The organism is Rhodococcus chondri (genome assembly GCF_036327435.1).
GTDB classification, from domain to species: domain Bacteria; phylum Actinomycetota; class Actinomycetes; order Mycobacteriales; family Mycobacteriaceae; genus Rhodococcus; species Rhodococcus chondri.
The window spans coordinates 1-5,929 of sequence record NZ_JAUZMZ010000231.1; the positions used below are offsets into that span (position 1 = coordinate 1).

At 69.3% G+C, this 5,929-nt stretch carries 7 protein-coding genes; 3 read left to right on the forward strand and 4 right to left on the reverse strand.

The window, feature by feature from the left end; translation table 11 throughout:
- The 3 genes from Q8814_RS23715 to Q8814_RS23725 all read left to right on the forward strand — a co-directional run.
- Window positions 1-596, forward strand: a 596-nt coding sequence (locus tag Q8814_RS23715) for a coenzyme F420-0:L-glutamate ligase (protein ID WP_330154422.1), incomplete at its 5' end; no start/stop codon positions are given.
- A gap of 2 nt (window positions 597-598) precedes the next feature.
- Window positions 599-1,165, forward strand: coding sequence for an NUDIX hydrolase (locus Q8814_RS23720; RefSeq protein WP_330154423.1), 567 nt, complete (start codon window positions 599-601; stop codon window positions 1,163-1,165).
- 37 nt (window positions 1,166-1,202) lie between these two features.
- The gene (locus Q8814_RS23725) at window positions 1,203-2,081 is read left to right on the forward strand and encodes an alpha/beta fold hydrolase (protein ID WP_330154424.1); all 879 of its coding nucleotides are present in this window, start codon (window positions 1,203-1,205) and stop codon (window positions 2,079-2,081) included.
- A 4-nt stretch (window positions 2,082-2,085) separates the two neighbouring features.
- Here the strand turns inward: Q8814_RS23725 and Q8814_RS23730 are convergent, their stop codons facing one another.
- From Q8814_RS23730 to rfbD, 4 genes are read right to left on the reverse strand one after another with little or no spacing between them, the layout of a single operon-like run.
- The gene (locus tag Q8814_RS23730) at window positions 2,086-2,850 is read right to left on the reverse strand and encodes an SGNH/GDSL hydrolase family protein (RefSeq protein WP_330154425.1); all 765 of its coding nucleotides are present in this window, start codon (window positions 2,848-2,850) and stop codon (window positions 2,086-2,088) included.
- A 10-nt stretch (window positions 2,851-2,860) separates the two neighbouring features.
- Window positions 2,861-3,946 (reverse strand): mannose-1-phosphate guanylyltransferase, encoded by a 1,086-nt coding sequence (gene manB, locus Q8814_RS23735; RefSeq protein ID WP_330154426.1) that lies wholly within the window; start codon window positions 3,944-3,946, stop codon window positions 2,861-2,863.
- Window positions 3,943-4,863, reverse strand: coding sequence for a glycosyltransferase family 2 protein (locus Q8814_RS23740; protein ID WP_330154427.1), 921 nt, complete (start codon window positions 4,861-4,863; stop codon window positions 3,943-3,945). The genes manB and Q8814_RS23740 overlap by 4 nt, the downstream gene beginning before the upstream one ends.
- Window positions 4,864-4,918: 55 nt before the next feature.
- On the reverse strand, window positions 4,919-5,785 hold the full coding sequence (rfbD, locus tag Q8814_RS23745; protein ID WP_330154428.1) for a dTDP-4-dehydrorhamnose reductase: 867 nt from the start codon (window positions 5,783-5,785) through the stop codon (window positions 4,919-4,921).
- Window positions 5,786-5,929 lie beyond the last annotated feature (144 nt).

Sequence of the window (5,929 nt, forward strand, 5' to 3'; positions counted from 1 at the left end):
GAGGACGGCGCGAGGCGCTGCTCCTGCGACGTTCGGTGCGTGAGTTCTCCGGCGAGCCGGTCGATCCCGAGGACCTCCGCGATGCGATCGCCGACGCGCTCACCGCGCCCGCCCCGCACCACACCCGGCCGGTCCGTTTCGTGTGGGTGCGGACCGAGCAGGTCCGCCGGAGGCTCCTCGACCGGATGCGCGAGCGGTGGGCGCAGGATCTGGCAGGCGACGGGCTCGACGCCGTCGCGATCGAACGCAGGCTGGCCAGGGGCGCGATTCTCTACGACGCCCCCGAAGTGGTCGTGCCGTTCTGGGTTCCGGACGGCGCCCACCACTATCCCGATGCGCGGCGCACGGCCGCCGAAGCCACGATGTTCACCGTCGCGGCCGGTGCTGCCGTCCAGGGTCTGCTCGTCGCCCTCACGACACGTGGGCTGGGCAGCTGCTGGATCGGCTCGACCATTTTCGCCCCCGACGTGGTCCGCGAAGAGCTCGGCCTGCCTGCGGACTGGTCTCCTCTCGGCGCGATCGCGGTCGGTTATCCACTCACCGAGCCGACGCCACGCGATCCCGCAGCACCCGGCGACGCACTCGTGGAGCTGTAGGGGTGTCGGCACGCTCGCTGCACGCCTCCGCCGTCGAACGCCTCACCGCGTGGAGCGCGGATTCGGCCGATGCGGACTCCCTGCGGCACACGATGCTCGCGTTCCTCGACGCGGCGCCCGACGGGTGCCTGCGCTCGCACGTGCCGGGTCACATCACCGCGTCGTCTCTCGTGCTCGACATCGAGCACCGTCATGTGCTGCTCACACTCCATCCCAGGGTCGGACGGTGGATTCAGCTGGGTGGGCACTGCGAAGAAACCGATGAGACGGTCGTCGATGCGGCCCTGCGCGAAGCCACCGAGGAGTCGGGAATTCCGGGCCTGCGCATCGATCCGGAAATCCTTTCTGCGCATACCCATCCGATCACGTGTTCCCTGGGGCAGCCGACGCGGCACCTCGACCTGCGTTTCCTGGTCACCGCACCGACCGGTGCGGAGCCCGTGCGCAGCGACGAGTCGACCGACCTCCGCTGGTGGCCGGTCGATGCGTTGCCTTCCGACGCCGAGCGCGACACGATCGACCACATGGTGCGGCTCGCGGCGGTGCGACGACCGAACAGTTCCGGATGACACGCCCACCATCCGAAGGGCCGCATACGCTCCAGCCATGAATGAACTCGAGATCCCCGTGGGCGGCCGATCTGTCATGGTGCGGGACACCGGAAACGCGGAGGGCGTCCCTGTCGTGTATTTTCACGGCACCCCGGGATCGCGGCTCGAGGTCGGCTTCGGAGACGAGGTCGCTGCGCGGATGGGTGTGCGGGTGATCAGCTTCGACCGTCCCGGTTACGGCCGGTCCGATGTCGCGGAGAGCACCCTCGGGCTGGTGGCGGGAGATGTCGAGGCCGTCGTCGACAAACTCGGGGTGGGCCGGTTCGCCGCCTTCGGGTGGTCGGGCGGCGGACCCTTCGCCCTGGCCACGGCGGCCACGATGGGCGATCGCGTGACCCGAGTCGGCGTGTCGGGCGGACTCGCGCCCGTGCAACAGATGCCCGGTGCGCGGGATGCGCTGAACGAGAACGATCTCCTTGCGCTGTCGTTTCTTCCCGACGAGCCCACCCGCGCCGCCGCGCAATTCTCGGCCGGAAACCGGGAAATGCTCGATGCCATGGTGTCGGTGAAGGACGACGAGCAGGCACCGTGGATCGACTGGATGTGGGCGGAGAGCGACCCCGAGGTGACCACCGACCACGCCGCACGGCAGGCGCTGTTCGTCTCCTTCCGGGAGTCGTTGCGGCAAGGCCCCATGGGGATTGCCTGGGACAATGTGGCATTCGTCGGGCCCTGGGGATTCGACCTCCACGACGTCTCGTCGCCGGTTCACCTCTGGTACGGCGGCTGCGATCGGATGGCGCCGCCGGCCAACGGCGAGTGGCTCGCAGCACAGCTGCCCGACGCCGAACTCGTCCTGTACGCGGGAGAAGGACATCTCCTGCCACTGCGGCACTGGGAAGAAATGCTGCAGACCGTGACCACTGCTCGATGAACCGTCAGGACCCCAGCGGCGGGAGCGCCGGATGCTTGGGCGAGATCCCGTCGCCCGAGGAGATCCCCCGCACGCGGTGGGCCACCCAGGGAACGAAGAACTCGCGCATCCACCGGCGGTCGTCGGCGCGCTGCGCGGCGCGGGTGAGCAGCGGAGCCTCGTCGAACCGGACCGGCTCGAGCGTGTGCGGAACATCGAGGAGGTCGAGCACCCGGATCGCCATATTGTGATGACCCGCGGCAGACATGTGCAGACGATCGAAATCCCACATGCGCAGATCCCGGTACTCGGTGAAACGCCAGAAATCGACGATCGTCGCGCCGTGTCGGTCCGCGATCTCCCGCACCAGTTCGTTGTAGACGGCCCAGCGTCCACGCAGCACCCCGAACACCGGCGCCCAACTGCCGTCGTACGCGGTCCACATCAACACCCGGGCGCCCGTCGCGGCGAGTTTGCCGATGGCATCGTCGTACTCGGCTGCGAGCGCGTCGAGGTCCAGCTTCGGGCGCATCAGGTTGTTGCCGCCCGCGTAGATGGTCACCAGATCGGGCTGCATGGCGACAGCACCCTCGAGTTGTTCGTCGATGATCGGTCTCAGCAACCGACCGCGGATCGCAAGATTCGCGTAACCGAAGGCCGGGTTGTCTCGGGCGAGTTGCCCCGCCACGAGATCCGCCCAGCCCCGAACGCCGTTGGGGCTCGCCGGATCCGGGTTCCCCACACCCTCGGTGAACGAATCACCGAGGGCCACATAACGCCGAAAACTCATCGTGCCGCCCCTACACGTCCGTGCTGAACCGGATTCCTCCATCCGGAATCTTGATTCCCGGCCACACCCGCGCCCCGCGCAGCAGCTCGCAGCGTGCCCCGATATCGGCGCCGTCACCGATGACCCCGTCACGGATCAGCGCCCGCGGCCCGATCCGGGCTCCGAACCCGACGATGGTCCGCTCGATCACCGCACCGGCCTCGACGCGCGCACCGTCGAAGATCACCGCCCCGTCCAAACGTGCTCCGGCGCCGATTTCGGCGCCGCGACCGACCACTGTGCCGCCGATCAGCAACGCTCCCGGCGCGATCGACGCGCCCGGATGCACCAGCGACTCCCCCCGCTGTGCGGGAAGCGCCGGCGACGGGGCGATCCCGCGCACCAGGTCCGCCGAGCCTCGCACGAAATCCTCGGGAGTGCCCATGTCGCGCCAATAGGCGGCGTCGACGTGCCCGAAGACGCGCTTGCCCTCGGTCAGCAGCGCCGGGAACACCTCGCGCTCCACCGACACCGGCCGGCCCGTCGGGATGGACTCGATGATCTCGCGGCGGAACACGTAGCAACCCGCGTTGATCTGGTCCGTCGGCGGATCCTGCGTCTTCTCCAGGAACGCTGTCACCCGGCCGTCCGCGTCGGTGGGCACGCAGCCGAACGCGCGCGGATCACCGACCCGCACGAGATGCATGGTCACGTCGGCCTCGGTGCGCACATGCGTGTCGAGGACCTGCCCGAGATCCGTGCCGCCGAGCACGTCGCCGTTGAAGACCATGATGTTCTCGGCGCGCAGTTTCGGCAGCACGTTGCGGATGCCGCCGCCGGTACCGAGCGGCTCCGTCTCGGTGACGTATTCGATCTCGAGCCCGAGGTCGGAACCGTCGGCGAAGTAGTCCTCGAACACCTCCGCCTTGAAGGACGTGCCGAGCACCACGTGCTTGATCCCGGCTTCCCGGATACGGGCCAGCAGGTGTGTCAGGAACGGCACCCCCGCGGTCGGCAGCATCGGCTTCGGCGCGGACAGTGTCAGCGGCCGCAGCCGCGTCCCCTGACCGCCGACCAGAATCACCGCGTCGGTGTGCGGTGCGGCAACACTCGTCATGATCTCCCCTGTTTTTGTTGGTCGAGGTCGGATTCCGCCGGGCCGACCCTGCCGGCGTTGCGGCCGCGCACGGCCGCCGCCACCGAAAGCTTGGAGCGTACGGCGAGGCCGCCGCGCAGCGCCCAGCGTAACGGCGCCTGCCACCGATGCGGATGACGATCTGCCTGGAACCGGTAGGCGCTCTCGTGGTGTGCCGGCAGCATCAATTCCGGGTGGCGACCGGCCGCGTGGCCCTTCGCGTGGGTGACCTCGGCGGACGGGACGTAGACATTGAGCCAGCCGGCACGCCCGAGACGGTCGCCGAGGTCGACGTCCTCCATGTACATGAAGTAGCGCGAATCGAACCCGTCGACCGTGTCGAATGCGGCGCGGCGCAGGAGCAGGCACGAGCCGGACAGCCAGCCGACCGCGCGCTCCCCGACGGCCTCGTTCTCCTGTCGGTAGCGCTGCGTCCACGGATTCTTCGGCCAGACGGTGCCGAGCAGTGCGTGGCCGGCGCCGGATACGAGCGTCGGCACTGCCCGCGCCGAGGGGTAGATGCTGCCGTCGGGTTCGCGGATCAGCGGTCCGAGGGAACCCGCGCGCGGCCAGCGGGCGGCCGCATCGAGCAGGGAGTCCAGCGAGCCGGGAGCCCAGCGCACATCGGGGTTGGCGACGACCACGAATTCCGCGTCCGGATCGACCTCGGCCACAGCCCGGTTGACTGCACCGCCGTAGCCGATATTGCCTCCGGTGCGCAGCAACTCCACATTCGGATGTGCGACGGCAGCAGCCTCCGGCATGCCGTCGGTCGAACCGTTGTCGGCCATGATCACCCGGGTGGGCCGCGTGGTTGCGTCTGCGAGCGAGCTGAGAAACTTTTCCAGGTGCTCGCCGGGCGAGTAGGTCACCGTCACCACGGCCAGCGTCGAATTCACGCGCGTCACCCTATCTGCAGCCTCGGTGTGCACCCGCTCACGGGGTGTGCCTTGCTCATCCTCGCGGGTCCAGAGCCTCGAAGGCCGCCTGCAGACCCTCGCGCCAGTGCCGCAGCGGGGTCAGGCCCGCTGCCGCCCACGCACTGCCGTCGAGCACCGAGTACGCCGGACGCGGAGCGGGCCGCACGAACTCGTCGCTTCCACACGGGTGCACTCGCCCGGGATCCGCCCCGGCCTGCTCGAATACCGCTCGCGCGAGGTCGTACCAGGTGGCCTGCCCGGCGTTCGTCGCGTGCAGCACGCCTCCGGCCACCGCATCGCCGCCCGTGCGGGCGGCGAGCTCGAGCAGGCCGTCGGCCAGGTCACGCGCATAGGTCGGGCATCCGAGCTGATCGTCGACGACACGAACCGAGTCGCGTTCCCGTTCCAGGCGACGCATGGTGGCCACGAAATCGTTGCCCGTCCCGGTGTAGACCCACGCGGTGCGCACGACGTGAGCGGACGGAAGCCGCTCGAGCACGGCGCGTTCACCGGCGAGTTTGGTGCGGCCGTACACGGTACGCGGACCCGTCGGCGAATCGACTCGGTACGGTTCGGTGCCGTCGCCGGCGAAGACATAGTCCGTGGAGACATGGATCAGGTGTGCCCCGACCTCGGCACACACCTCCGCCAGCACCCCGGGACCGGTCGCGTTGACCGCGGCCGCTGCGTCCTCATCGGATTCGGCTGCATCGACCGCAGTGTATGCAGCACAGTTGATCACCACCGAACCCGGTTCGACGGCGGCCGCGACCGATGCCGGATCTGTGACGTCCACCTCGCTGGAGCCGGCACCGCGGACCGTCGCACCGGCGACGGCCGCCCGGGCGAGCAGATGGCGGCCGAGCTGGCCGTGGGACCCGGTGACGAGAACGGTACGCATCCGATGAAGTCTGGCACGCCGGAGTGGTGCACGCTCGAGGAGCACACCCACCAGTAACCTTCAGGGGTACGCCCGCCCGCTGCCGACAGGAGGATCCTCAGGTGCCGCCAGAGCCGCCCAGCCGCAGGAACCGGGCGCGCCCAC

Bases quoted from the DNA above. Each gene is read 5' to 3' on its own strand.
- Q8814_RS23725 (WP_330154424.1), top strand. From the start codon at position 1,203: ATGAATGAACTCGAGATCCCCGTGGGCGGCCGATCTGTCATGGTGCGG.
- Q8814_RS23730 (WP_330154425.1), bottom strand. From the start codon at position 2,850: ATGAGTTTTCGGCGTTATGTGGCCCTCGGTGATTCGTTCACCGAGGGT.
- manB (WP_330154426.1), bottom strand. From the start codon at position 3,946: ATGACGAGTGTTGCCGCACCGCACACCGACGCGGTGATTCTGGTCGGC.
- rfbD (WP_330154428.1), bottom strand. From the start codon at position 5,785: ATGCGTACCGTTCTCGTCACCGGGTCCCACGGCCAGCTCGGCCGCCAT.